The organism is Streptococcus australis (assembly GCF_003943615.1).
GTDB classification, from domain to species: domain Bacteria; phylum Bacillota; class Bacilli; order Lactobacillales; family Streptococcaceae; genus Streptococcus; species Streptococcus australis_C.
Window position 1 is genome coordinate 68,516 of record NZ_RJPZ01000006.1, and the last position, 25,436, is coordinate 93,951.

A 25,436-nucleotide genomic window follows, 5' to 3' on the forward strand; every position below is an offset into this window, starting at 1 on the left:
TTTAGTAACAGTTGAAAAAAGTACTTGAATTTTAAGAGGGCAAGCGTTAGAATAGTGCATACTTAAAAAACGAAAGGTGTCATAAAAATGAATGAAAAACAAATGAAAATTCTTGGTTGGGTTGCGACCTTTATGTCTGTGATGATGTACGTGTCTTACTTCCCACAAATCATGGATAACCTCGCTGGTCACAAAGGAAACTTTGTCCAACCTTTAGTTGCTGCTATCAACTGTAGCCTTTGGGTCTACTACGGACTCTTTAAAAAAGAACGCGATATCCCACTTGCTGCAGCCAATGCACCGGGGATTATCTTTGGTTTGATCACAGCCATCACAGCCTTATAAGAAGGAACTAGCTCCCGCATGGAAGCTAGTTTTTTAATATCTTACAGAAATGTAAGAAATCAGGGTAAAAATGAAAGGTTAGCTTATTGTAGATCTCTCTTCAAATCGTTACAATAGAGGTGTAAGAAGTTCAATTTATATTAATCGTACAATCGGATGGAAAAGGAGAAAGAAAATGGCCTTATTAGATGTACAACATGTGAAAAAAATCTACAAAACCCGCTTTCAAGGAACGCAGGTCGAAGCCCTAAAGGATATCCACTTCACGGTTGAAAAGGGTGAATACGTTGCCATCATGGGGGAATCAGGATCTGGGAAATCCACCCTCCTCAATATCCTAGCCATGCTGGACCAGCCGACGGAAGGACGGGTCTACCTTAATGGGACCGACACCTCGACCATCAAGAACAAGGATGCGTCCAGCTTTCGTCGGGAAAAACTAGGTTTTGTCTTTCAAGACTTTAATCTGCTCGACACCTTGTCCGTCAAGGACAATATCCTCTTGCCTCTGGTCCTCTCGCGCAGACCGGTCAAGGAAATGATGAGCAAGGTGGATAGCGTGAGTCGAGAGTTAGGCATTCACCAGCTCTTAGAAAAATACCCTTACGAAATCTCTGGTGGGCAAAAACAACGGGTGGCTGTAGCACGGGCTATCATCACCTCACCTGAAATCCTCCTTGCTGATGAGCCAACAGGGGCGCTGGATTCCAAGTCTTCGGCTGCTTTGCTAGATGTCTTTGAAGATATCAATAGCGTGGGGCAAACCATCCTCATGGTGACCCACTCAACCGCAGCGGCAGCTCGGGCCAAGCGCGTGCTCTTTATCAAGGACGGAATTCTCTACAACCAAATCTTTCGCGGGGAAAAGACTGAGCGTCAGATGTTCCAAGAAATCTCGGATACTTTGACGGTCATGGCGGGTAAGGAGGATCATGATGTTTAAATTAACAAGTAAATTAGCTCTTTCCAACCTCAAACAAAATCGCAAACTCTATTACCCCTTTGCCCTGGCTGTCATTTTAACGACCATGATCCTTTATAGTTTTATCGCCTTGTCATCTACCCCTCATTTAGAGGATTCTTACGGAGGGGGGGCGGCGAGAACTGTTCTTGGTTTTGGTAGTTTCGTCGTCCAGCTGGTCGTCATCATTTTGGTGGCTTATGCCAATGGCTTTGTCATGAAAAATCGTTCCAAAGAACTGGGCTTGTACAGTGTTCTGGGAATGGAGAAGAAGCATCTCCTCATCATGACCTTATGGGAATTGCTCTTCTTCTATGTTCTCACAGTTGGAGTAGGACTGGGTTTGGGGCTCTTATTTGATCGCCTGATTTTTGCCTTGCTCCTAAAATGTATGGGGCTACCAGTCGTCATTCAATCAACCTTCCAGATAGGGGCTGTTCTTAACACTTTACTTGGGTTAGCCTTAGCTTTTGGCCTCATTCTCTTGTTGAATTCTTTCCGCCTCTTGCGCTACAGTTCCCTCCACCTCATGCAACAGAAAAAAGCAGGAGAGAAGAAGGGACGCTTCTTGCTGGTCCAAACTCTTTTAGGACTTGGGCTCTTAGGAATTGCGTTTTATATAGCGCTAACCGTTGAGCGTCCAGTTGCAGCGGTTCAAGGATTCTTTATTGCTGTCATCTTAGTCATTCTGGCGACTTATCTTTTATTCAACGCAGGATCTATTACCTTCTTAAGATTTCTCAAAGGTCGGAAATCCTACTATTACAAGCCAGAGAATTTTATATCTGTCTCCAACTTAATAGCACGGATGCGAAAAAATGCAGCGGGTCTTGCGACCATTAGTATTCTTTCCACCATGGTCTTGGTAACCTTAACCGGGTCGCTCAATATCTTTATTGGAGGACAGAACTACCTAGATACTGTTTACCCTTCTGATTACATGATTAGTGTGGGGCATATGCCTTCAGATGCTAAGACAGAACCAGTTATCAAGGATGTTCAAGCTCAAATTAAGAAAACAGCCGATGCGACAAATCTATCAGATTATCAGGTGGCACAGACAACATACTGGTCGGCTGAAATTCGAAAGATTGATGGAAGGAGCTTAGAGGTTTATGAACAGTCCTATCAAGAAGCTGGTCAGGAGATGGAGATGAAGACAGAGGGAACAGTCTACTTTTTTGATCAGGCGACCTACGAGCAACTGACGGGTCAAAAAGTTGAGCTTGGGGAAAATGAAATCCTAGCCTATGGGTATCAGTATCCAGGAAAATTAGATTCGCAATTAGAAATCAATGGGAAGACCTTCACGATTAAAGAAAAACTAGACTCCAATTTTATCCAAGGAAAACTCCCTCAATCCGACCTGTTTCAACATCAAATGGGTTTGTACCTTGTCCTCCCTGACTTGAACCAACTGGGACTAAAAGTTGATAAAAATTTGGAATTCGCTATTACTGCAAAAGATAAAGAGAATCAAGATTTCATCAGTGGCTTGATCAAAGACCTTTATTCGACAGACAAAATGAGTCAATATGGTGCGACTTTCTTTGGTGGATTTGAACGATACAGCATAGAGAAGGAGTGGCGTGAAACAGCAGGGACTCTCCTCTTTATTGGGATTTTCCTATCGGTCATCTTTCTATTAGCTACAGTACTCGTCATTTACTACAAACAGATTTCAGAGGGTCATGAGGATCGGGATAATTTTGTGATCTTGCAACAAGTAGGATTGGACCAAAAGCAAACCGGCACCACCATTCGCAAACAGATTCTCACTGTCTTCTTCCTTCCATTATTCTTCTCCTTCCTATACCTAGGAGTGGCCTACAAGATGATTGCAAAGATCGTTGCCATCTTAGGAGCGACCAATGCGGGACTGGTCCTTCAAACAACTCTTTCCATCTGCGCTGTCTTTTTCATCTCTTATGTCCTTGTCTTTCTTCTAACTTCTAGAAGTTATCGGAAGATTGTCGTGCGATAGCGTTTGAATCTATATAAGATTAGAAATGAAAAAGACGATAAGTAGACAAACTGTTTTTTTACTTAGAACAAGCTAAGTGTTGCAGAAAGTTTCAAGGATAGGTTTTTACTTAATCAAAAACACCGAGGATTAGATCCTCGGTGTTTTGACGTCAACCATTATTTGACGTGTTTTGCAAGTTCTTCTTGCGCTTTTTTGTTTGATTCTTCTTTTTCTTTCAACCAATTCTTATAAGCTTTGTCGTAGTCAGCCGTTGTGACTGTATCACTTTGTAATTCCATGTACTTGTAGTAGCTAGCCCCGTCTTTGATACCAATCAAGGAGAAGGATTTTGTAAATGGTTTGATCTTCGTGATAGAAGGGACAGCACCCTTAGAGTAGACAGGAAGGGCAAAGGCATTGTCTGTCAACCAAGCTTGAGCAACAGCATATTTTTCGTAACGAGCATTGGTATCCAATTGTTCTGCATTGGCATCATCCAATAGTTGTTTATACTCGTTCAAACCAAGTTTTTCGATAAGGGCTTGGTCAGTTGCTGGATTGATCCCCATACCTGCTAAGGCTGAACCATCTACTGGATTGAAGATATCCAAGTAAGTTGATGGGTCTTGGAAGTCAGGTCCCCAACCACCGATATCCATATCAAAGTCTTTTTGGTCTGGTGTTTGGGCGAAGTAGGTTGCGTTGTCCGCATCTTCCGTAGACAATTTCTGAACATCCACGACAACATTTTCTTTTCCTAATGTTTTTTCGATGGAGTCTTTCATTGAATCAGCTTGTTGCACAATACTAGCAGAAGATTGGTCAACTACATAGTCGATGTGGATTGGGAATTGAACACCTTGTGCTTGGAGCTCTTCTTTGGCTTTAGCAAATTGTGCTTTAGCCTTGTCCGCATTGAACATGCTATCTTGCGCATCAGCTAGGCTGACATCCTTCCAATCATCTCCTGTTGCAGCAAGTTTTTCTTCGACAACGCTACCGAAGTCTTTGTTGTCTACTTGCACAAATGTTGGAGGTACAAGAAGCGTACGAAGGGTTTTGCTAGCGCCATCTTTCCCGTTTGATTGGGCACTTAGTGAAGTACGATCAAGGGCAAAGTTGATGGCTTGACGGAAGTTTTTGTTTTGAAGAGCTGTTTTTGTTTGGTTCTTCTGGTCGTCTGTTGTCTTCTCGGTATGACCGTAGTTTTGACGGTTTACGTTGAAGTAGANATAGTAGACAGTCGCATCTTGCGGTGAATAGACGATATTGTCCTTGAATTTTTTCTCAATGGTGCTATAGGTTGAGCTCGTTGGGAAGAGACGCGCTGTGGTCAAGTTGCCATCAGAGAAGTTACGAGCTAGGTAGTCTTGGTCAGAACCATCGAAGTAGGTCAATTTGATATTTTCAATCTTCACATTGTCTTTATCATAGTAGTTCTCATTTTTAGTAAACTCCATCAAAGATTTTGAAGTGAAGGATTTCAAGTAGTAAGGACCGTTGTAGAGGATTCCAGAAGGTTTGACGCTACCGAAGTCTTTTCCTGCAGATTTGAGGAATTTTTCATTGACTGGCATCATGGTCGAAGTCGTCAATTTAGAATTCCAGAAGGACTCCGGTTGAGCCAAGGTGTATTGGAGGGTATGTTCATCAATGGCTTTGACACCAACTTTAGAGAAGTCCGTATTTTTACCAGTGACATAGTCATCCAGGCCGGCTACTGAGTTTTGAACCAAGTAGAGGGCATCTGACTTGTTGTCTGCTACATATTTCAGAGAAGTGACGAAGTCTTGTGCAGTGACATCTGCATATTCGTTTCCTTCTGAGTCATACCATTTTGCATCTTTACGGAGTTTATAAGTGTAGGTTAATCCGTCTTTAGAAACAGACCAATCTTCCGCTAGTGCAGGGACGAGATTACCATATTGGTCATTTTCAAACAATCCATCAACCAAGTTAGTTGTAACGTCACTTGTTGTAGAACGGTTTGAAAGGAGGTAGTTCAAAGAATCTGGATCAGTGCTAAACACGTATGAGTAGGTGTTTGTCTGAGAAGATTTTGAAGATGATCCACATGAAGCAAGGAACAGGGCTGAAGCAACCGTGACACCTGCTAGGAAAGCTAGTTTAGATTTTTTCATCACTTATCTCCTTTAATAAAGATTTTGTATTATTATACACCTTTTTTTATAAAAAGCAATTGTTTTTTGAAATTAATTGTATATTTAGTCATATTGTTCGGATTTATTTAGTTTTATCCAATATTTTCACTATTATGCTTTACAAACTAGCTTGGGTGGAGTATACTAATAGTGAAAGGGCTAGTATGTAAAACAAACTAGCTAAAAGAAGCCTGAATAGAAAGGGGGAGAAGGATGAAAGAGTCGCAATTGCTAAAGGGTGTCTTGGAAGGTTGTGTTCTAGAAATTATTTCAAAGAAATCTATCTATGGCTATGAATTGATCCAAAGCCTCAAGGAAACCGGCTTTGATAAGATTGTTGCTGGGACCGTTTATCCCTTGCTTCAGAAATTAGAGAAGCAGGGAGTCATAATAGGAGAGATGAGGCCCTCTCCGGATGGACCTGATCGTAAATATTTCTCTCTGACAAAGGAAGGAAGAGAGCGTCTAGAGGAATTTTGGGACCAGTGGCAGGATCTGGTCATTAAAGTAGAACGCGTGAAAAAGGAGGGGGAAGAATGATCGAAGATTATACAGAAAAAATGTCCGATGAACTGAATCATCTAAACAAGGAGAATCAAGCCTATGTAAAAAAAATGGTGGCCTATATTGGGGCAAAGGTCTATTTTTATGATGATGAAGCACTCGGTGAACAGCTCTACAATATGGTTTGCGATCTAAAAGTTGCTGAGCGAGACGGGATTGGTGCGATGGACTACTACGGAAAGGATCCAAGGGAAATGATGGACCAAGTTCTCTCGGAGTTACCTAGACGCAGGCTAGGTTCTTATGTGAGGTTATTCTTGATTCTTGGAACGATTTTCGTTGGCATGCGGTTTGTAATGGATTTTGCCTGGATGATGCCACTGGTGATTGCTCCCTTAACATATCTGCTAGATCTACTCATTTTCGTAGTGTTCAGTCAATTCATGATGTGGCTTTGGTCCAAACAGAGCTATGGGGAAATCAAGTGGCCTTGGGCTCTTATCATCAGTGTAATCAGTCTGACCTTGTCTCCTAGGATAGAGCGAGTATTTTCTGACCATTTGAGTCTGAATCGAAGTATCCTTTTGCCAGATGGTTGGGCGATTGTTCTGACTTTTCTAGTTCTTCTTGGATTTACGATCATGACCTATAGAAATCAGGGACGGCTCGCTGTTAGCCTACTGGTCATGGGGGTTACTTTCTTTGTAACTGGATGCTGTGTTCGCTTAGTGAATCCAGGAACAGCCAATTCATTACGCTGGCTACTCCCTCTGATAGGACTGGTCTTGTCCTTCATTGTATTTCGTCTCCAAAGAAAGGGGGAAACATCATGACATCTGCTATTTATTATGAAGAAACGCAGGCTTTGGTTCAAACCTTTAGCCAGGAGGATCAAGCTTATTTCCAAGATCTCTGGGATTATTTCAATTTTGCCGGCTTCTTATATGAGGAGAAAGCTTTAAGAGAGCAGGTCTATAATCTTGCGCTAGATTTTTCGCAAGCAAGCGGTGATGGATTGACAGCCAAGGACTATTTTGGACAAGATCCAAAGGGAATGGCAGACCAAATCATAGAGAATATGCCTAAAGAATCCACGCGCTCCGTTCTGAAGTATGGTGCAATCGTCTCGGGAATCGTGATTTTCTATCGCCTCTTAAGTGATTTTGCTTCGCAAGCAGTCCTGGTTCTCAAGCCACTCGTCTATCTAACGGATAGTATTTTAGGTATTTTAGTCGTTGGGTTACTATTCTATCTCCTTCGTCGCCTTATTTTTGCAGAAGAGAAGTCAAAAAAAGCAATTTATGTAGCAGTCGTTTTCGTTCTAGGATTCTATTTCGCTAGTGAGATAGTGGGGCTCCGTTTCTTGCCAGCTTTTGCTTGGTTAACAGTGCCGAATCCATGGGATACCTTCCTCATTACAGGGGCTTGTGCAGGACTTATCCTGTGGCAGTGGAAAGAAGAGTTTGCTCGTGCCTTCATCTTTCCTATTCTGTCCTTCTTAGTAGTGGGATTCTTGCATCGCTGGACTTTGGCACAAGGGATTCAGAATTCTACCATGACTATGATCCTACCTACGGTAATCATTGCTATAGGATTGATGATTTACTATTGGTTCACGATTCGCGCCTTGAAAAAGAACAAGACAGAAAATGGTGAATAGAGTGAAAAGGGGGAGGACGCTCCCCTTTTCTGTTGGAAACCAACGAGCAAGCATGAATTTTGTTATAATGAAAGGGACTATAAATCAAAGGAGAAGATCATGACATTCGAAGAAATCTTGCCTGGACTAAAGGCAAAAAAGAAATATGTCCGTACGGGTTGGGGCGGAGCAGAGAACTATGTCCAGCTTTTTGATACCATCGAGCAAAATGGAGTGGCTCTAGAAGTGACGCCTTATTTTCTCATTAACGTCTCTGGTGAAGGCGAAGGATTTTCCATGTGGAGTCCAACTCCTTGTGATGTCTTAGCGACAGATTGGGTGGAAGTCCATGACTAAACGGGTCTTGATTACGGGCGTGAGCTCAGGGATTGGTCTGGCTCAAGCTCGTCTCTTTCTAGAAAAGGGCTACCAGGTTTATGGGGTGGACCAGGGAGCTGATCCCCAGTTGCCAGGTGCTTTCCATTTCTTGCAGCGGGACTTGACCTTGGATTTGACGCCGATTTTTGACTGGTGTCCTGAGGTAGACGTCTTGTGCAATACGGCTGGGGTTTTGGATGACTACAAATCCCTTCTTGAACAAAGCGCTCAGGAGATTCAGGAGATTTTTGAGATCAACTATGTGACTCCGGTAGAGCTGACACGGTATTATCTGACCCAAATGTTGGAGAAGAAGCAAGGGATCATCCTCAATATGTGCTCCATTGCTTCTAGCCTAGCAGGAGGTGGCGGTCACGCTTATACTTCCTCCAAGCATGCTCTTGCGGGCTTTACCAAACAGCTAGCCCTGGATTATGCGGAAGCTGGGATTCAGGTCTTTGGCATCGCACCAGGTGCTGTCAAAACAGCTATGACCGCTGCGGACTTTGAGCCAGGTGGCCTAGCAGACTGGGTAGCGAGCGAGACCCCGATCAAACGCTGGATTGAGCCAGAGGAAGTGGCAGATCTTACACTTTTCCTAGCAAGTGGGAAGGCATCTGCCATGCAGGGACAGATTCTGACTATTGATGGTGGTTGGTCTTTGAAGTAGCATAGTTGGTATTTAGTGAATATGTGGAGGTAAGCTATGAAAAGAAATGAGTTCGGATTTGTGTTACCAAATCTCTATTATCAGTTTTTATCAGAATGGGACGAAGTGGATCCTGATGAGATTGGTGACTCAGGTATCTGTTTATATGCTATGGAGGATCTATTAGAGCGTAATGAGACCTATCAGATAGAAGTAGATGAACCAGACTTCTTTTTGATTGGTCAAGAGGGAGATTTGGCTTATTTTATCAAGAAAAATGCAGATGATTCCATTTATGAAAATGATTTAGGTGCTTTAGGTTCCTTAGAAATGCAGAAAGTAGCTGCAAACGTCTATGACTTTATTAACAATATTTTAGAGGAAGAGAGGAAGAATTGTAAAAAAGGAAGAAATTAATCATGTTTAGGATGCTTGATGAAGATTCACCGATTTCAAAAGAAGATTTTTTACAATTTGAGGAGATTCTTGGGAAGGAATTGCCAAAAACTATGTTGGACTTTTATCTCAAGCACAACGGTGGTCAACCCCAAGTAAGGGGAGTCCACGATGAACATCATCTCTTTCCTTTTAATTCCTTTGATTCACTTGATGAGATGAAGAAGTCTCTTTCCTGGTTTGACGATGAGGCTGTGCCTGAGGGATTTAAGGCCGCAGATCTTCTCCATTTTGCCTATGATCCTGGATCGGGCAACTATGCTCTTTCTCTAAGGGAAGAGGATTATGGCAAGGTGTATTTCTATGTTTTAGAAGAAAAAGCTGATTTGTATGGTCAATGGCCATCTTTTGAGGATTTTTTGAATTCCTTTGTTGAAGAGTGAGACTAAAAAGGAGAAGGGATGCGGAAATACCAAGAACTTTCACTAGAGCAGATCATCGAGCAGAAGCGTGTGGACAAGTTATCATCAGATGATTTTTGCCTCTATGCTAAGGAGTATGGAGAACTGAGAATTAATAGCCTATATTGGGTATCAGATTATCCAGATGTTGTGGAAGACCGTGATATTTACCCTGCTGATGTAGTGGAGCAAGATCTCCAGCTAGTCTACTATGGAGAGCAGTTGCTTGATGTTCTCTCGGTTGCACTTGAGGAAAAGCCAGATGCAAGTCTCCAAGACTTGGTTGATGCTTTGAATTATTATAATCAGCACGATAACTTTATGCCCTTTAATGATTAGCTAAGTTGATTAGAGAAATGGTATCTGATGACTGATAGCATAAGGAGAGAAAATGATGAGAGAATATAAATTTGATGTCCATAACGAGATGTTTGTATCGATTCCAGAGGAAAGAGAAAAGGTCTGCCTTGCTTTAAGTGATTCTTTAAAGGTTATCAATGAGGAGTTAACTCCGTCTTATAAAGCAAAACTCGATAATCTCCTGGATCAATCATCAGTATGGTATCCCACAGCTTTGGAAAAAGATTCAGGAGGAATTTCCAGAACTAGCGCACGCCAGACTCCTTTCCATTTTTATCTTGTCTGAACAGACGGAAATAGATCTGATTTTTGGTTTGGAATTTGGACTAAGAGAGGACTCGGAGCATGGTAGAGGACTTAAATTCTCCCTCGATAGTTTTGAAATTTTAGAATATGGTATAGGCGAAGTAGCATACTACTAGGTGTAGTCGATAACAAGAGAAGCACTAGAAGATGGAGCAGGATATGGTTGAGAAAGAATGGCGTTTTTATTCATCAGAGGATGATAGGGAGTGGGTGATTTTATCCGATCGTGATAGAGCTGAAACAAAAGAGGATATCCACTCTGTTAATCAGAAAGAATCCGTCATGCGAATGTATCGAAGACCGGGGGACTTTATCTCAGTGTCTTTGCTGTCCGCTTCTTATGAGATAGACGATGTAACAGGGAAACTTGGACAAGAGCGAGATTTCTATTTAAAAATTGAATGCCTACAAGATGGATGGGCCAGTATTAGTTCTCAAGTCTATAAAAAAGAGGAAGCAGTAACCTTAGCAAGCCTCTTTATGGGACTCAGAAAAGATGCGGCTATCAAACTTTGGAAGTTAAAAAAATTGGGTGAAAATAACCTAGGAGATCGGATAGAAAAATGACAGTTACTATTGATGAATTAGTGAAGGAGTACGGCTTTTGTGTGGTATCTACAGAGGAGGAAACCACTTCGTCTTGATGAGGTCCGTTTCAACCTTTTGGCATATTTAGAGGATTATTCCAAAATGGGATTTTCTTTTGTCAAAGTAGCTACTGATCTAGTAAAACTAAGGAAAGAGCAAGAGAATTATAGGATTTTTGGACAATGTTTTTTAGGTGCTTTTGTAATTGGAGAAGAGGGACAAGTCTTCTTACTTTGCAATCGAGAAGGAAGAGAAGTTTTTCAAGAATCGAGGGTTTATGTCAATTCTTCCTTACATACTTTTGTTTCCTCTTATTCACTTTTTCTATCAGGCATCTTTCTTTTGAAAGCAAAGTTTTATGAGATTGAGCAAGATGAAGTCGAAGAGATTGCAGCAAATTTGAAGAACCAAGTACTTGCCTTGGAAAAGCCCCTTGAACAAGAATTGCCCTTCTGGGAGCACATGGCCTATTTGATAGAAGACGATGGAATCGTTCTAAGAGATGATCTCTTTCATATCTTAAATAAAGAGCAGTAGGAATAGAATTAAATTAATTATGGAGAAAAAATTGCCACAGATAAAGATTCGTGAGTGGAATGAAAAGCCAAGAACAAAACTTCGATTTATTAAAATTGGTGATATTTTTTGCTATCAATTTTCGGAGGAAATGTTTGTATTTGGTCAAATCCTTGGAAAAGTGAATGTTGGTCATGTCATTCAATTTTTCGATATCTTTCAAGCAAGTCCTACTATAACAGTTGAGGAGCTAAGTCGTGCTCAATTTATAGGTAAGCCCATCATTATAGATTCCTACACCTTGTTTGATCGAAGTCCAGTATGGTCTTGGCAGATAATTGGTCACCAAGTGGATTTTGATCCAAGCCCATTTAAGGATTTAGCCTTTAAATGGGGAGACCCAAATGGTCTTCAATTTGGGAAGGTCTGGCTAGATGGTAGGACAGAACCTAAGATTTTTTCTAGGGAAGAAGTTGAGGACCTAGACTGGGAAGCCTGTGTCGGAAGTATAGTTTATAACAGAATATTGGAAGAAGAGCTGGCAAGCAGAGGAAATAAAGGAGTTTGAGATGGACTATGTAGATGAGTTAACTTCAGGACGTACGCCCTTGGTAAAAAAGGCAGCGAAAAAAATTTTAAAGGGTAAACTAAAAGGATATGGACCATTTTTGCATCAAGCCTTGGAAGGCGAGATGGAAAAACCTAAATCATGGGAATCACAAATGTACTTACTCTACGCCATGGCCGCAACGGATTGCACAGAAGAAGTCCCCTATCTCAAGTCATTGCTGCTGAGAGATATTCCAACACCCGTAACCTACCGTTCTCTAGCAGTAGCGATTGCTTATCTAGAAAATTTAGAAACAGAGAACTTTTCTTTTGTTTATGAGTCCTTAGAATCGAATAACTCATCTCAAGCTGCAGGTGCCTGTGCAGCGATATATCAGAGAAAGATTGTGCTGAAAGATGACGATTTTAACAAAATTATGTCTTATGTGACTCAGCCTAAATACCTTGAGCATATTGGTCAAGTCATAAATCCATTTTTATTTATTTTAGCTGCATCTTATTTATATCCAGAACAGAATCGCCAGAAAATTGTAGACTTTTCCCGTCAGTTCGATATATCTATCGTCAAGGATATAATCAATGACGTTACAAAAGGAAAGGACGGCAGGAGGGTCAGTCTATTCTAAAATCTCCTTAAAGAGCGAAACAATAACTCTTAAAAACAAGACTTTTATTCCAAGGGGATTCAGTTGCTTCTCAAAGAATTGGAAGAAAAAAGTAAAGGAAGAGCATAAACATTAGACCTTGACCTAAGGATAAAACTTTCTACAAGAAAATAACTACGAGACCACGAATATGAAGTTACAGTATTTTGAATTAGATAAGCCCTATGTGGAAAATCAACAGAGGATTGAGGAGCTGATGGACTCCGCTGCGCTAACTTACGAGGAAGCTAGAATTAAGGACTATCGACAGAATTGGAAAGACCTGCGAAGAGCGTTCGTATATGAATCCAAATGTATGACCTCTATGGTAGAGCGCTTCTTCAAACCAGTTGTGACCAAGGATTGTTGGAAAATCATCGTAGAATGTGTAGATACGATTAGCAATCCAGCTATCATGAACCTACTTGGTGTCTATACTGTCCAGGTCCCATTTGATTTTTCTAGCTATGAAAGCTTGAGTCCATTGGAACAGAAAAAGCTGCTCTTAGAGGCCTTGGTAAAAGGGGTAAAGCGCGTGTTTCAGGAGCTCTCCATTCCTTGCTCCTTGATAGAGGATGTAGTCAATGAAATAGAGAAAAACGATTATGAAAATAGCTGGGAGTGGAAAAGGAAGAAGATCCAATCCACGACCTATTCCATTCAAGTGGAGCATCAGCTGGATAAAGTGGATTTGTTTTGGAAGATAGAGCATAAGGATAAGAGCATCCGTCAGTTGATTCAATCCTGCCCTGCTCACGAGATGGACTATGGGGCTAAGCTTGGTAAACTGGAAACAAAAGGGAACTTCCTTTATCTGTTGGATAAACAGAATGAGGTTGTGAGCAGAATTTTTGTTTTAGAAGAATAGAGCAAGAATAATGAGTAACTTAAAAAAGAAATTATCCTTATTAAAAGTTGAAAGACGAATCAAGAATTTGAAGGGGATAAAGGATGTCTGTTTTCTGACCACTAAACCGAGAGAAATTGCTTGGTATGCTGGGGAGTTGAATCCTATCGATTCTCCGATTCCTTGCCTTTATGAGTTTTCTATCGACCTTATTACTAAAGATCTAAGTAGGTCAATTCAAAGTCTAGTTGGAAATAGAAGGCAGTTTATCCTAGTTTTGTGGGAGTTTTCACCAGTTTATGTCTTGTTTCAAATGGAGTCTTTGGATGACTTTTTACCCTCTTATTTTAGTGAATTTTCTACCAGAGACTTGACGCTATTCTTTCAAGACCAGGAAAAAGTACTGGATCTCCATTTAGCGGAGGATAAAGTAGAAGTGAGAGTCTTGGAGAATAAGGCTAAGAACCGGTAGATTCTATAAATTGATAATGAACATAGAATTAGTCGATGAAAGCACCAAAGAGGAAAGAATGCTATTCTTGGAGAGACAAATGGTAAAGGAAAGATTCTAATGTGTGAAAAAGAATATTATTATTATGGCAATAGTGAGTTTATGTCAGGCCTAGGAGTTATTTACACAGAGTTTACTGGTCAGCGTGCAAGTCGACAAATTAACGTTTTGAATGGGCACTCTTATGCTTCCTCTTGCCTACAGGATTATGTTCCAGAAGTAGGGTTTCTACTCTATGATGGTCGAAAAGATGAGTTGGATCTATCAGACTCCATCAAGATTAGTCAAGAGGAATTTGAACGAATTTGGACTCAGGCTGTCGCTAGCGGTCAGAATGATGCGTAATTGTCAGTTGAAAATAGCCAAATATAATCCCAAAAATGTGAGAGGAGTCCAATAATGATGCTCAATTTGTTGAAGGAATTCGTAGAAGTCTATCATAGAAACAAGGGCTTAGGAGAGCTTGTATTTACTAGTGACTGTCTCCATGTCGAAAAGCCAGATTTGTCTGGTCAATTGAAAGAGTTCTACCAGCATTTAGACTTTGATGAAGAAGCTTATTTTAGAGGAGCTCCCTATGATCTTGCTCTAATTCCTCTCCCTCTATGTGAAGCTGCATCAGAAGGATGGCAGGATCCTAGCTGGAAAGAGAGTTATGTGGTTTTTGCTCACATGATGGGGGATGAGCCAATTTTTTGTGATCTAACTAGCGAGCTTAGTCCTGTATTTGGCAAGATTCCTGGGAATTCCAAGCTCTATAGCTTAAGCCCCTCTTTATCTACTTTCTTGTTTACCTATAGTCAGATGAAAAAGCTAGAAATCACCAAGTTTGAGAATAACATCTACATTGATGAGGACTTGTCGGACTATAAAGAAGGTTTTTTAACAGGAATCATGGCTATTATTGAGGAGCAACTTCCTGAAGACTATCGAAATGATTTTATAGCATTTATGCTGGGTTAAAGCCAAATAGAGAGAGATGAGAAGCAAATGGAAATGAAGAATTTTTTAAAATGTTGTGAGGATCTGGTTATACAAGAAAGTGGGGCCTCAGCTCTTGAACTAGAAAAACTCAAAGCCAGACAGTTTCCTCAAGCTCACTTGGATTTGCTCTCCATAACCAACGGCTTGGAATTTTATGGTGGTTATTATCGCTTGTTTGGGACAGATTCTGCTCAAGCCATCACGCTGGACTCTTGGAATTCGGATGAGCTATGGAAAGATGTCTGGAGAGATTATGCATCAACCTACTATTTTTTTGGTATGTCTGCTATTGGAGATCAATTCGCTTATAGATTGAAGGATGGGAACATTCAAAGTCATCAAGTCTATTATTTGGATGGGATTACTATGGATGTCATCGATATCTACGATAGTTTTGAAGCATTTTTTGAGAGGGAATTTGTTCTGAAGGCTCAAGGTGGGATGGAATCTATTTTTGTTTCTGCTAGGGAGCGATTTGGAAATCTAGACCTCTCCACAAGCTGTATTTATTCTCCTTCCTTAATGATTGTGAATGATCCAAGCGTTGAGAATCTCATGCTTTTACCGACAAAGGATGTCATGACCATTAATGGGGATTTATTAGTTCAATTATCTGATTCGGAGGAGTCGATTACGAAACTGGAGCAATATCTAGACGATTTAGGTAGAGCTAGAGTCAAGGTTATCTTTGATCGAGATTGAACAAGCAGAATAATGTTTATATAGAAAAGAATAGTCTAAAAATTCACGATTTTAGTTTTTGCGACAAGCGGTGCTGTAGTCTTCTTGTAAAAGTGTCATTGTAAAAATAGATAGGTTGAACAAAGAAACAGAAGCATGATATTCATGAAAAGAGGTGAACGATGACCAGTTTAGATAAATATTTAGAAATCATAAAAGAAGGATTTTCCGAAAGAGAGAATCTAATGGCAATGGAGCCTCTGCATTCTATAGAAGAGATTGCACCATTATTGGACAAAAAATTGACTTATAAAGAATTCATCGATATCAATCGCTTATTAAGACAAAAGTACATTGTTGAAAACCCAGAGGATATGCTGAAGGATGTGGATTTTAATCAGCTTTCGTTACCTAGCAATACGAGGGTGATTTACTTGATGGGAAGTAAATCTGATGTGCTAGACTTTTCAACATACGAACAAGTAGAAAAAATTTTATTAGTTGGTGCTAGAAGAGTAAGAAAGATCATCTTGCCCCAGAAAGATTGTGTAAAAGCTTTAGGGATTTCTTCTATGACAAATTTGGAAATGATAGAGAACATCTCTTTTCATACAGGTATGCGTTATCTGCACTTTGATTATGGTGTAAAGTTGCCGGACTTTGATTTTATAAGGGATTTAGATCAGTTGCTCTATCTTTCATTTACAGCAAATAAAAATTTACCAGAATTGGATTTTATCCAGCCATCTAGTGAGCTTCGTTTTTTAGATTTTGTCGATACGAATATTTTTAACTACGCATCAACAGTTAGCTACTTGAAGAGTCTGAAACATCTCCGATTTTTAACAACGGGAAGAACAAATCAGAAGCAAAGGGAACTTCTTAGAAGTGAGTTACCACATGTTTGCATGAGAGAGGGTTAAAAAAAGAGTTCAATACAGGTTTTTATGACCTATGTTTTCATAATAAACGAAGCATTATCCCTGTTGTTTAAGTAGGAGGAAATATGAGCCATACAAATCTAGCAAAAGAAACCTTACTCCAGTTTATGCAGGCTATGTATTCTTGGGAAAGAAAAGCCACTAGGAACCTAAGAAACCAAGCTTATAAAGAGATGTTGAAGGATGAATTAGCTACTATTTTTAATCAGTTTTGTACATCTAAAAAAACACTCAGAGCAAGGGAAGTATCTTTATCTATTCGATTTCCATTTGACTATAAATTAGAAACGCATCCCATCGTTGATGAAGAGCATGACGGGAATCAAGCTTATTTCTACATCAAGGAGAATCGTTCTGGTATAGAAACTCTCTATCGTTTTCAAATGGTGTTTCAAAAGGGGAAATGGTGGATTGATAAGAAAGAATGGCTCGATGATGGGAAGTGGATCAATTCTTCCTTGTGACATACATGGATAATGTAGGAAGACAGAAAGAGATGAACTTCAAAAATACCGGTAGTTGAGTGTAAGAAATGAAATTTTAGAGGTCAATATGAATAAAACACTTTCAAATCAAAAAAGAAAACTAACAACCATCAGAAACCAAATACTGAAGGCGAGAGATTTTGCACTTGAAAAAGAACAGCTTTTTGTTACTGAAGCAATTTTAGAAGCATTAAAAGCTGGTGAAAAAAGCCTTGTGGTTAATTGTGAGGAAAATGGAAAAACAGAAACGTACTCCTATAAACATGTGCGAATGATTCATGCTATTCGACCATATACTTTGGTTGCTGAATTTATAGAAAACAAAACATCAGAAACCTATCAATCTTTGCTAAATGGCTGTTTTTGTTCTGTGATGGCAGATATGGCTTCTGCTAAATATTTAGCTAAAGGTGGCTCAAACTTTGACACAGATATTTGTTTAAATATCTTATTTGCCCTTGCCTATTTAGATGATACTTATGTAGAGCTTTTAATTGATAAATTAGTCTATTTTAAAGAAGCTCAAGTTGAAAAAGGGAAGCAACCTATTTTCTTTTCATCCAGTAGTTTATTGCCTTTAGTTGTTTTTCTTTATGGAAATGGGGTGGGGGATCGGCTTGCTAACCTACTGGAGAATGCTTATGATCCTAAATATAAACCATTGGACTCTAATCCTTATCTTAACGTGAATGATGCCTATAAACAGGTTATGGAAACTATTTTTTCAGAGGATATGGCTATTTTTAGAGAAACGATTCTATTTATGTGTGATTATCATTTAGCGAACACCAAAGATAGTCATTTAGTTGAATTCAATACCTTACTATGGCAGTATTTCCCAATTGAAATCTTAGTTTTATTAAAAGAACGTCAGAAAAGAGGCCTCCCAATCGACGGTATTAGCCATCCCTTGCTTAATGACTTTTTACCCTATTTCATGGATGACTTTCAGCTATCCGAGCAAAACAAGATGATCCTAGGAACGATTTTAGACTAGTTGTATAGAATAGATGGAAATTGTCAATATCCTGTGGAATCGAATGTCATTTTAGGGAAAAGACTTCAAAGAGAGGGAAATACGTGAATCTAGAAGCTATAAAATTTGATGATGATCTTGAAATGAGCGTTTTTATACCAGAGCAACAAGATTCTATTCGACTGGTTCTATCGGATGAGCTTGCTTTAGCAGATGAAGTAATGACCAATGACTACAAAGAAAAAATCGTTCATATGCTTGGGTTATCTGCTTATTGGTATGAGTTAGCTGAAAAAAGAATCTTTTCGGAACTATCCATGACAGGGCAGTTAATGGCGATTTATCTGCTATCCGAACAGACCTCATCCGATTTTATTTTTGGCTTATTATATAGAGTGGACGCTGAAGTAGAGCATGGAAGAGGAATGAAGATTTCACTTGAAGAGATGACCATCATTGACTATGGCGACGCCGATAGAGCATTTTGTTAGATTCGAAATGTATATCAGTGAGTCTAACGAATTGCGAATCCTCCTCCCGTTCAAAACCATTAGCATCCTAGTGGAATAAACATGTTCATTTATTCCAAGAACATGGGGACTACAGGCAATAAAATAACAGGGCTCTTAATAGATCGTGAAGCGACATTAAAACAAAGATTCAATCAACAACAAAGTAAATGCCCATAGGAGGCTATATGAATTTAGAAAATTTATTACCAGACTTAGTGAAATGTTTTTATTTTAGCGATCCCATAGGTGGAGATATCGAATATACAGAAATACCGATAAAAGTTAATGCAGAGAATATTTCTGGTCAATTGTTAGAGTACTATCAACATCTTTCTTTTGAAAGTGATTGTTATTTTGGCGATCAATTTTTCGGATTAGTATTGTTCTCAATACAATCAAATGGTAGAGAATTAAGTTCTTGGGGGCTAGAAGATATTAATGAATGGAAAAATGAAAGGTATACAATCTTTGCTAAAAATACTTCAGATGATGTTATCTTTTGTGATACTAGCGATGAGAAATGCCCTGTTTACGGGATGATTTCAGGGGGGGAGTATCATCACAAGTTAGGTGATTCTTTATATGATTTTTTATCTTTTTCTATCAAACTTATTCGCTTAGAGATAATAGACTATCAAGGAGAAATTTATTCTGATAATAACTTTAATATAAAAGAAGAGTTTATTAATGACGTGTCCAGTCTAATAAATAGTAGTTTTTCTGGAAAGGCTCGAGAAGGAGTTACTAAATTTTTATTATAACTAGATAGATGGAAATCATTAATAACCCATGCAGTCGCACGGAATTGTAGGGATAACCTATATCAAGCTGGATTCCTAGGAAAATGCACTGAGGAATTCTTCACATCCTGTTAGAGAGGTAATGAAATGAAAGAAGCCAAAGAACTCTTTGTAAAAAATGGCTTTTCGCGACTAAAGCGAACCAATAACTATTATAAAACCAATCATGATTTTTACACGGTGATCTATTTTCAACGAAAATCAGATGGGACTGCCTATTTCGTTAATATTGGCATTCATCCCCTCTTTCTGGACTCGGGACTGTTAGAAGAAGTGGATTGTGCTCTAAGGACTCGATTAGGTTCTATCGATAATAGAAGTGGCGTAGATCAAGTTGAATTGGAAAAGGCTGTCCAAGAGGCCATCGATTTTACTACTCAGTATTCATCGTATCCTACCGTATTTTCGAGCATAAATCCCGAGAAGGATCTTGAGAAGGATGGGTTGTTAAAAGATTTCTCTATCACCAAAGTGAACTTATGCAGATTGTATGTTGAGTATTATGATGCAATCGATTCTAAAGAGCTAGCTTTAGATTTTGCCAACTATGGCTTATCCATTACACCTAAGATTGCCTCTGTACCTAAAAACTTCTTTAAAACCTATATTCGTTCGGGAGAAGTTTTAAAATAATATTATCAGTAATTTGAGATTAGGAAGGGATGATGGTCAAAGGGGAGAGTTTCTCAATAAAGTAAGTAATAGTCAAGATGTTAGTCTAAACCTGTTCAGTAAAGGATGTGTCGCAAAAATTGGGGGAAAAGTTGAAAAGTAGAGATAATTTTCATAGACACTATTTAGTATTGTGGAACCTAATGATGTCCATAGAAAGTAATGTTGTAACCAGTGAAGAGGCTGAGTTTCTATATCCTTTTGATATGAGTAAAAAGGAAGATGTCCTTAAAGTATTTGATGTATTTGTGAAAGAGGATTTCTTGAGCCTAGAAGAAGAGAAGCAGAAGCAAGTGCTTGAGACCATTGAGGATGTTATACGGGCTGGAGATAAAGTGGTTGAGCATTTTTTTGAATATGAATTTGGTTTTGCTTCAAAAGAGCCAAAGAATAAAGTTGCCTTTCTAGAAATGGTTAAGGATATATTAGTCTCTTATTTGTTCATCTCAGACTAGTCATCTATTTTCCTTTGAATTTTAAGAATGAAATTTATGGACCTCGAGGTCGCGTATTTTAAGAGTAGTTGACAGCCTCAACCCAAGACTTAGCTGAGTGAGGATGATCTATTTAAGGTTTATAATCCTCACATGGGAAGAGTGCTTACGCAAAATAGCGGATAGGCAAGAAAGAATGGTTTGATGATTCTAAAAGGAGAAATAAGAAATGAAAAACTATTTACTTGATGAAAGGCTATTTCAGTATCCTGAATCGTTTAAAAAATTGATCGAACTCAATTTAGTTGATTTTGATTGTTGGTATCTGTTGGATTCAGAATGGGCCCTGTCTTTGTATGAGGGATTGCAGGAAAGGTACCCAAGCAGAAAGTTGATTCCATTTGCTAAAAGAGGTGATTGTGATGATACAGCTTGTTTTGAAATAGGAAAGGGCAATAAGGTCCAACTCATTCATGATTTTGCTGCAGAAGGCTGGGAACAACGAAAAGAGTTTAACGATTTTTGGGAATGGGTAGAATATGCGGTCAAATGCATGATAGAGTACAATAAAGAGGATGGGATTGAATAATCGCAAGCTCTTTTCTAGGGACGAAGGAACTCGTCTCTAATGATTTACAAGGTAAGGAGAACAAATGGAAATGATCACCCAATTATTAAATGAGATTGAAAAAAGTCTCCAACAGCTAGATCATCCTTGTGTAGACCATCTAAATCCGGGCATATCTTCTCTAAAAATCCAAGAATTGTTTGAGGAAATCCCATTGCAGCCAACTCAGGACTTGCGTGCTCTTTATACTTGGAGAAACGGTTCAGAAGATAGTGAGGGAATCACACTCGGTGAGCTGGCATTTTTTCCTGGTTTCTATTTGATGTCTCTGGAAGAGAGTATCCAGACCTACTTAGAACTAAGAGAAACGGATGCTTGGGGCAAGTCTTGGTTCCCAATTTTTGCCAGTGGAGGGGGAGATTTTTATGCCATGAACTTGGCTCCACAAGCTCAGGGACAAATTCTTGGTTTTTATGTATTTGAAGAGGAGGCCCAGGTCGAATACCGGTCATTGAAATCTATGCTTGCAACCCTTAAAGTATGTTATGAACAAGGCATTATTTTCAGGAATGAACAAGGCTACTTGGATATGGATTATAGGAAGCATGCTGAGATAGCACATGAGATAAATCCAGATCTGAAAATATGGCTGGAATTCTTAAAGGAGACGTAAGAGGAATGACCAAGGAGAAAAAATGGCAGTAGTTACCGTATTAAAAAAGATCATTAGACTCTATGAGGAAACAACGTTTATCCCCCAATCGGTGAGTTTTTCAGATGCAAAATTAAGTACCCAGTCTTCCAATTTGACAGGAGAATTGCTTGATTACTATCAACACATAGAGTTCAATAAGGATTTATTTTTTGCTAATCAAAATTTTAATATCATTTTGTTGCCATTAGATTCGTATGCAAGAACAGTTGAGTGCTGGGCTTTACAGGATTTTGATCAGTTCACAAGTGGCCAATATCAAATATTCGCTACTACAGATACAGATGATATTCTTTTCTGTGATATGCAAGATGAAGAATCACCTGTTTATGAGGGTAGGCCTGGAGATTCTAATTTCTACAAACTCAGCAAAAGTTTGACGGAGTTTTTGGAGTTCTATTTCGCTTTTTCAAATTTTTGGGGCCAAAGAGAAGATGTCCCACAGGAGGAATATATTGTAAGGACAGGTGAGTTGATAGAGCGCTACCTTTCCCCAGACGTCCAAGCGACAGCGAAAGAATATCTACTTCGGTAAGATTGACTTGAGAAAAGCCTTTCTCAATAACAAAAAGTGAACTGGATAGGAGAAAATAAATGAATGTTAAAGAACTAATTGAAGAGATTGAAAATGATGTTGACTTAGCATCCTATATCAGTCTCGTACCAAAAAAGAATAAGAAGACCCAAGCTGTCTATCTCGAATCACTGAATCATCTGGCCTATTTACTTTATCTGGATGGTCAGGAGGAAATGGCTAAGGAATTATTAGATAGGATCATACAAGTTCCATTTGAAGGGAATTATAATACCTGGACCTTTGTTGATAGCTCTCTGGTTTTATTGGCCTATCTGGAAAGAGAGGTAGAAAATCAGGTATTCGTCTATAAAAAACTTCTTTTATCTCCATTAGAACAAGGGGAGGAGTCCACTCAAAAAATAAGAAGGAGAGTTCATCAGAGATTTTTGAATGGCGATAGCTTGGAGCAAAAGCTTGCAAAAATCGAGCAAGCTTCAAGCCCTGAATCAGAAATGGAACGTCGCCTGCTGTACCTGACAGATTTATTGAAGATTCACCTCTTTATTGATGAGTCAACTTGTGAAGAGACAGATATCCAAGCAAAAACCGAAGAAAATATGGAGATACTAAAGGAGTATATCAAGGAGCATGAAATTTATAGCCTCTTTCCTTTTAAGGGATAAGGTGTTCTAGCAAGCTTGGGATTTTAGAAGGAGTAGAATATGGAAATCAAACATCACTTTGGCGTCTATGGCGTTTGCTTTGAAAATGGAAAATTACTCTGCATTGAGAAAACGAGAGGACCTTATCAGTATCGTTTTGATTTACCGGGTGGTAGTCAGGAACTCGGTGAGGGGTTGACAGAAACTCTCAAGAGAGAAGTTCTGGAAGAGACGGGATATGCGATAAGCTCTTATTCAAAACCTAGGATTTATGATGTGCTGGTTCAGGAAGAAGGGCAAGATTTCGCAGTACACCATATCATGGCCTTTTATGACATCGTACTCGATTTCGAACGCTCTCAACAATCCCTTCCTCAGGAGCTTCTTGATGGAAGCAATGATTCAGCAAATGCAATTTGGTTGAATTTGGAAGAAATTACTGCAGACAATGCTTCGCCTTTAGTATTGAAGGCCAAGGCAGAGTTGCGAGGATTTCCACAATTAGATAAGACCTCTTACATGAATTGGAAGGTGAAGAAGGGGAATTATGGAACTATTTAAAACATGGAAGAAAAATATGGTTCTCTATGGTCTTAAATCTCAAATCGGAACTGTCTACCGAAACAGTGATAGGACAACAAGTTTTTATGATGTTGGGAATTTTCTATTCCTAGCAGGGGAGTTGGATTCCAGATTTTGGGAAGATTTTGTTAGGAAATATGGTTTAGATTATAAGATTATCATTTCAGAAAATACCAATTGGCAAGATTTCCTGTATCGGAAAGTGGGGATAATTTCTTTTACTCGTTATTCTTTTAAAGATAAGGCAAATTTTCAAGTTGAATTTCTAAATGATCTAGTTAGTCAGTTAGAGAAAGATTAATATTATGCCCATTGATAATCATATTTATGACAGCTTTTCTGAGGAAGAATGGTCACAAGATTTACAAGGGGATTTTGAATCCTATCAGGATTTTGCTTTAAAAGGTGGATTTGGCTTTGTGATTCTTAAAAATAAAGACCTGATTGCTGGGATTTCCTCAGGGTTAGTTTACCAAGGAGCAGTTGAAGTGGAAGTTGCAACTAGACCAAACGAACAAGGAAATGGATTTGCTAAAAAACTTGGTGCTGCAATGATTCTAGAGAGTTTAAATAGAGATATGTTTCCTCTTTGGGATGCTCATAACGAGGCTTCCAAAAAAGTAGCAGAATTTTTAGGATATGAGTTAGTTGAACCTTATGAAGCTTTTGAACTAAAGGAAAGTGTCGTATAATGATATCTGATATTGTATCTTTTAAGACGAGGTGAATGGACATGCAAAATCAACTGGCTCTTAGTGGAGAAAAAATTATTGAAAAAGTTTATCTTCAACTATTTCACCACATTGGTATGATTCGTGGGGAATACTTGCTAAGAGAGCTCAATCAAAACATCCTGTTACCAAATTGTCAGCAATTTGTAAAAGATTATCTAGACACTATTTGTCATTTGTACTCAGATGAAGAAGTCTGGTATCGCTTTTCAGAGTTAACAAATGCAGAAGCAAATAGTCTAGACGGGACTAAAGAGTATCTTGACGAACGCCACCCCTTATTTGGATACAGAGGTATCAGGCGTTTGTTGGCGTGTCCAGATGAATTTCAGGCTGAGGCAAATGTCGTTACAGATATTTATCAAAATAATCCCAATTTGTCTGTTATTTTTCCTTTTGTTAATGATGCCGACCAATTAAAACAAGCTATTACAGTATTGCGTCAGTATGGTTTTACCGGGAAAGTCGGCACGATGATTGAATTACCATCAGCTTATTTCGACTTGGACAGGATACTGGAAACTGGTATTTCAAAGATTGTAGTTGGAATGAATGATTTAACTTCTTTTATTTTTGCGACTGTGAGAAACAGTAAATGGCATGATATGGAAAGTCCAATTATGTTAGATATGTTGAGACAGATGCAGGATAAAGCAAGGATGAAAAAGATTGATTTTGCTGTAGCAGGCTATCTGAATACTTCTTTCATACAAAAAATGAATCAGATGGGTATCGAATGTATTCTCCATTACAGCTCTATTCCAGAGATTTTTGATTTAGAAATTGACCATGCAGACCATCTTAAACATATAAAAGAAGAAAGTAAAAAATTACAAAGGAGAACCCATGACACCTCAAGAAGTGTGGAATGCCTACAAGAAAATCAATCCCTCTATCGGAGATGAGATAGATGCCTGGGCTTTTGGAGTGGAACCAGACCTTTTAGCAGAACTGGTCTTTAAAGGCGAAAAAACAGCAACAGCTTCAGCTTACGACCTCTATGCACTAGAGAACGAACCCCTTCCCCAAGCAGGGACCTTTGATGTCATTTTAGACAGTCAAGATCAGGCTGTCTGCATTGTCGAAGTCACCAAGGTTTCCGTTCAGCCTTTTCACCAAGTGTCAGCTGACCATGCCTACAAGGAAGGTGAGGGAGACAAATCTCTAGCTTATTGGCGTCAGGTTCATGAAGATTTTTTCAAAGACTGCTTTGGAGAAGCAGGGTTGACTTTTACCCCTGATAGTAAGGTTGTTTTAGAAGAATTTCGTAAGGTTTATCCATTATAGAACACGCTCTCCTTTTTGGAGAGTTTTTTGATCTGGGTCTTATTTTCCAAAAGGGCTAAAAAATGGTATAATGTAAGCGATATTGTACA

36 protein-coding genes and 1 pseudogene are annotated in these 25,436 nt (G+C 39.1%); 36 read left to right on the forward strand and 1 reads right to left on the reverse strand.

All coding sequences use genetic code 11. The features are described from left to right. The first annotated feature begins 87 nt into the window (after positions 1-87). The 3 genes from D8785_RS07560 (at position 88) to D8785_RS07570 (ending at position 3,290) form a co-directional block, all read left to right on the forward strand. A complete protein-coding gene (locus D8785_RS07560; RefSeq protein WP_003006102.1) occupies positions 88-345 on the forward strand; it encodes a SemiSWEET family transporter in 258 nt (85 codons plus the stop codon). A gap of 175 nt (positions 346-520) precedes the next feature. Then, entirely contained in the window at positions 521-1,288 is a 768-nt protein-coding gene (locus D8785_RS07565; RefSeq protein WP_125375020.1) for an ABC transporter ATP-binding protein, read from the forward strand. After that, a complete protein-coding gene (locus D8785_RS07570; RefSeq protein WP_125375021.1) occupies positions 1,281-3,290 on the forward strand; it encodes an FtsX-like permease family protein in 2,010 nt (669 codons plus the stop codon). Before D8785_RS07565 ends, D8785_RS07570 begins: the two co-directional genes overlap by 8 nt. A 158-nt stretch (positions 3,291-3,448) precedes the next feature. On the opposite strand, the gene D8785_RS07575 is transcribed toward D8785_RS07570, so the two are convergent. Then, on the reverse strand, positions 3,449-5,413 hold the full coding sequence (locus D8785_RS07575; protein ID WP_125375022.1) for a peptide ABC transporter substrate-binding protein: 1,965 nt from the start codon (positions 5,411-5,413) through the stop codon (positions 3,449-3,451). 234 nt (positions 5,414-5,647) lie between these two features. Here D8785_RS07575 and D8785_RS07580 point away from each other — a divergent pair, with 234 nt between their 5' ends. From D8785_RS07580 to D8785_RS07740, 33 genes and pseudogenes are all read left to right on the forward strand, one after another. After that, positions 5,648-5,974, forward strand: coding sequence for a PadR family transcriptional regulator (locus D8785_RS07580; protein ID WP_125375023.1), 327 nt, complete (start codon positions 5,648-5,650; stop codon positions 5,972-5,974). After that, the gene (locus tag D8785_RS07585) at positions 5,971-6,771 is read left to right on the forward strand and encodes a hypothetical protein (protein WP_125375024.1); all 801 of its coding nucleotides are present in this window, start codon (positions 5,971-5,973) and stop codon (positions 6,769-6,771) included. The genes D8785_RS07580 and D8785_RS07585 overlap by 4 nt, the downstream gene beginning before the upstream one ends. Beyond that, on the forward strand, positions 6,768-7,598 hold the full coding sequence (locus D8785_RS07590; RefSeq protein ID WP_125375025.1) for a hypothetical protein: 831 nt from the start codon (positions 6,768-6,770) through the stop codon (positions 7,596-7,598). The genes D8785_RS07585 and D8785_RS07590 overlap by 4 nt, the downstream gene beginning before the upstream one ends. 99 nt (positions 7,599-7,697) lie before the next feature. Further along, the gene (locus D8785_RS07595; RefSeq protein ID WP_000141913.1) at positions 7,698-7,934 is read left to right on the forward strand and encodes a DUF2829 domain-containing protein; all 237 of its coding nucleotides are present in this window, start codon (positions 7,698-7,700) and stop codon (positions 7,932-7,934) included. After that, positions 7,927-8,625 carry a 3-oxoacyl-ACP reductase gene (locus tag D8785_RS07600; protein WP_125375026.1) on the forward strand — a complete coding sequence of 233 codons (699 nt, stop codon included), beginning with the start codon at positions 7,927-7,929 and terminating at the stop codon, positions 8,623-8,625. Before D8785_RS07595 ends, D8785_RS07600 begins: the two co-directional genes overlap by 8 nt. A gap of 36 nt (positions 8,626-8,661) precedes the next feature. Further along, a complete protein-coding gene (locus tag D8785_RS07605) occupies positions 8,662-9,021 on the forward strand; it encodes a hypothetical protein (protein ID WP_125375027.1) in 360 nt (119 codons plus the stop codon). Between the two features lie 2 nt (positions 9,022-9,023). Next, positions 9,024-9,443 carry an SMI1/KNR4 family protein gene (locus tag D8785_RS07610; RefSeq protein WP_125375028.1) on the forward strand — a complete coding sequence of 140 codons (420 nt, stop codon included), beginning with the start codon at positions 9,024-9,026 and terminating at the stop codon, positions 9,441-9,443. Positions 9,444-9,461: 18 nt separating this feature from the next. Then, positions 9,462-9,800 (forward strand): DUF7716 domain-containing protein, encoded by a 339-nt coding sequence (locus tag D8785_RS07615; protein ID WP_125375029.1) that lies wholly within the window; start codon positions 9,462-9,464, stop codon positions 9,798-9,800. Between the two features lie 52 nt (positions 9,801-9,852). Further along, the gene (locus D8785_RS09885) at positions 9,853-10,107 is read left to right on the forward strand and encodes a hypothetical protein (protein ID WP_260469876.1); all 255 of its coding nucleotides are present in this window, start codon (positions 9,853-9,855) and stop codon (positions 10,105-10,107) included. 179 nt (positions 10,108-10,286) lie between these two features. Beyond that, the gene (locus tag D8785_RS07625; protein ID WP_009732474.1) at positions 10,287-10,694 is read left to right on the forward strand and encodes a hypothetical protein; all 408 of its coding nucleotides are present in this window, start codon (positions 10,287-10,289) and stop codon (positions 10,692-10,694) included. 123 nt (positions 10,695-10,817) lie between these two features. Further along, positions 10,818-11,252: an immunity protein gene (locus tag D8785_RS07630; RefSeq protein ID WP_260469877.1), complete on the forward strand. Its 435-nt coding sequence runs from the start codon at positions 10,818-10,820 to the stop codon at positions 11,250-11,252. Between the two features lie 19 nt (positions 11,253-11,271). Further along, entirely contained in the window at positions 11,272-11,799 is a 528-nt protein-coding gene (locus tag D8785_RS07635) for an Imm26 family immunity protein (RefSeq protein WP_125375030.1), read from the forward strand. 1 nt (position 11,800) lies between these two features. Beyond that, on the forward strand, positions 11,801-12,427 hold the full coding sequence (locus tag D8785_RS07640) for a hypothetical protein (RefSeq protein WP_125375031.1): 627 nt from the start codon (positions 11,801-11,803) through the stop codon (positions 12,425-12,427). 169 nt (positions 12,428-12,596) lie between these two features. After that, positions 12,597-13,313 (forward strand): hypothetical protein, encoded by a 717-nt coding sequence (locus D8785_RS07645; RefSeq protein WP_125375032.1) that lies wholly within the window; start codon positions 12,597-12,599, stop codon positions 13,311-13,313. A 10-nt stretch (positions 13,314-13,323) separates the two neighbouring features. Beyond that, on the forward strand, positions 13,324-13,764 hold the full coding sequence (locus D8785_RS07650) for a hypothetical protein (protein ID WP_125375033.1): 441 nt from the start codon (positions 13,324-13,326) through the stop codon (positions 13,762-13,764). A gap of 99 nt (positions 13,765-13,863) precedes the next feature. Continuing rightward, entirely contained in the window at positions 13,864-14,148 is a 285-nt protein-coding gene (locus tag D8785_RS07655) for a hypothetical protein (RefSeq protein WP_125375034.1), read from the forward strand. Positions 14,149-14,202: 54 nt separating this feature from the next. Then, on the forward strand, positions 14,203-14,766 hold the full coding sequence (locus D8785_RS07660; protein ID WP_125375035.1) for a hypothetical protein: 564 nt from the start codon (positions 14,203-14,205) through the stop codon (positions 14,764-14,766). A gap of 27 nt (positions 14,767-14,793) precedes the next feature. Beyond that, positions 14,794-15,489 carry an SMI1/KNR4 family protein gene (locus D8785_RS07665; RefSeq protein ID WP_125375036.1) on the forward strand — a complete coding sequence of 232 codons (696 nt, stop codon included), beginning with the start codon at positions 14,794-14,796 and terminating at the stop codon, positions 15,487-15,489. A 161-nt stretch (positions 15,490-15,650) separates the two neighbouring features. Then, positions 15,651-16,391: a hypothetical protein gene (locus tag D8785_RS07670; RefSeq protein ID WP_125375037.1), complete on the forward strand. Its 741-nt coding sequence runs from the start codon at positions 15,651-15,653 to the stop codon at positions 16,389-16,391. An 83-nt stretch (positions 16,392-16,474) separates the two neighbouring features. Beyond that, positions 16,475-16,873, forward strand: coding sequence for an NTF2 fold immunity protein (locus D8785_RS07675; protein ID WP_125375038.1), 399 nt, complete (start codon positions 16,475-16,477; stop codon positions 16,871-16,873). Between the two features lie 88 nt (positions 16,874-16,961). Further along, positions 16,962-17,891 carry a hypothetical protein gene (locus D8785_RS07680; RefSeq protein ID WP_125375039.1) on the forward strand — a complete coding sequence of 310 codons (930 nt, stop codon included), beginning with the start codon at positions 16,962-16,964 and terminating at the stop codon, positions 17,889-17,891. Between the two features lie 83 nt (positions 17,892-17,974). After that, positions 17,975-18,361 carry a hypothetical protein gene (locus tag D8785_RS07685; RefSeq protein WP_125375040.1) on the forward strand — a complete coding sequence of 129 codons (387 nt, stop codon included), beginning with the start codon at positions 17,975-17,977 and terminating at the stop codon, positions 18,359-18,361. A 206-nt stretch (positions 18,362-18,567) separates the two neighbouring features. Beyond that, positions 18,568-19,143, forward strand: a complete 576-nt coding sequence (locus D8785_RS07690) for a hypothetical protein (RefSeq protein ID WP_125375041.1) — start codon at positions 18,568-18,570, stop codon at positions 19,141-19,143. A gap of 126 nt (positions 19,144-19,269) precedes the next feature. Further along, positions 19,270-19,815 carry a DUF4304 domain-containing protein gene (locus tag D8785_RS07695; RefSeq protein ID WP_125375042.1) on the forward strand — a complete coding sequence of 182 codons (546 nt, stop codon included), beginning with the start codon at positions 19,270-19,272 and terminating at the stop codon, positions 19,813-19,815. 131 nt (positions 19,816-19,946) lie between these two features. Continuing rightward, positions 19,947-20,309, forward strand: coding sequence for a hypothetical protein (locus D8785_RS07700; protein ID WP_257573076.1), 363 nt, complete (start codon positions 19,947-19,949; stop codon positions 20,307-20,309). Positions 20,310-20,517: 208 nt separating this feature from the next. After that, entirely contained in the window at positions 20,518-20,877 is a 360-nt protein-coding gene (locus D8785_RS07705; protein WP_125375043.1) for a hypothetical protein, read from the forward strand. Between the two features lie 64 nt (positions 20,878-20,941). Further along, positions 20,942-21,529: an SMI1/KNR4 family protein gene (locus D8785_RS07710; RefSeq protein WP_125375044.1), complete on the forward strand. Its 588-nt coding sequence runs from the start codon at positions 20,942-20,944 to the stop codon at positions 21,527-21,529. A 22-nt stretch (positions 21,530-21,551) separates the two neighbouring features. Next, on the forward strand, positions 21,552-22,103 hold the full coding sequence (locus D8785_RS07715; protein ID WP_125375045.1) for a hypothetical protein: 552 nt from the start codon (positions 21,552-21,554) through the stop codon (positions 22,101-22,103). Positions 22,104-22,162: 59 nt separating this feature from the next. Then, positions 22,163-22,768, forward strand: a complete 606-nt coding sequence (locus tag D8785_RS07720; protein WP_125375046.1) for a DUF6707 family protein — start codon at positions 22,163-22,165, stop codon at positions 22,766-22,768. Positions 22,769-22,807: 39 nt separating this feature from the next. Further along, on the forward strand, positions 22,808-23,308 hold the full coding sequence (locus D8785_RS07725) for an NUDIX hydrolase (protein ID WP_125375047.1): 501 nt from the start codon (positions 22,808-22,810) through the stop codon (positions 23,306-23,308). Further along, positions 23,295-24,021, forward strand: a pseudogene (locus tag D8785_RS07730) (GNAT family N-acetyltransferase). Before D8785_RS07725 ends, D8785_RS07730 begins: the two are co-directional and overlap by 14 nt. Positions 24,022-24,062: 41 nt before the next feature. Next, positions 24,063-24,965 carry a putative PEP-binding protein gene (locus tag D8785_RS07735; protein WP_125375048.1) on the forward strand — a complete coding sequence of 301 codons (903 nt, stop codon included), beginning with the start codon at positions 24,063-24,065 and terminating at the stop codon, positions 24,963-24,965. Beyond that, positions 24,907-25,347 carry an ASCH domain-containing protein gene (locus tag D8785_RS07740; RefSeq protein ID WP_125375049.1) on the forward strand — a complete coding sequence of 147 codons (441 nt, stop codon included), beginning with the start codon at positions 24,907-24,909 and terminating at the stop codon, positions 25,345-25,347. The genes D8785_RS07735 and D8785_RS07740 overlap by 59 nt, the downstream gene beginning before the upstream one ends. Positions 25,348-25,436: the final 89 nt, after the last annotated feature.